Below are 429 nucleotides of genomic sequence, written 5' to 3'. Positions count from 1 at the left end.
GCCGGAAGATGAGCTGAAGCCTGATACCAGTGACCGTCGACCTACTCGTCAGCAGAAAAGCCGTAACTTTGCAGTACCGAATATCGCGCTTTCCAGACAGCACCTGATGATTGGCATTGGGATCGTCGTTCTGGTATTGCTGATCGTTGCTATCGGTTCTGCTTTGCAGGCACCTTCTCAGCCACAACCGTCACAAACGCAGAATCAAGCGAGCGGCGAGAGAAATATTGATCTCTCATCGTCCTCTATGACCCAGAGTGCGCAGCCTTCCTCACAGGGAGAAAGCCCTGCGGCAGTTTCCGGTGATGCCAGCCAGGGCCAAACATCGGCGCAGGTGTCTTCTCAGGCACCCTTGTCGCCCCAAACCTTAAGCGCTCCACCGATTTCCGGCACGCCGACGGATGCGCAGGTGCAACCGCCAGTGGCGGG

Annotated in this window: 1 pseudogene; it reads left to right on the top strand. The window is 56.9% G+C overall.

The annotated features are described in order from the left end of the window. A pseudogene (locus OI69_RS18685) lies at nt 1-429 on the top strand (SPOR domain-containing protein); the annotation flags it as partial.

Origin of the sequence: Pectobacterium fontis, from assembly GCF_000803215.1 — a bacterium.
Taxonomy (GTDB): Bacteria; Pseudomonadota; Gammaproteobacteria; order Enterobacterales; family Enterobacteriaceae; genus Pectobacterium; species Pectobacterium fontis.
Note: the sequence above shows the minus strand (reverse complement) of the source record. Positions and strands in the feature narration are given on the sequence as shown.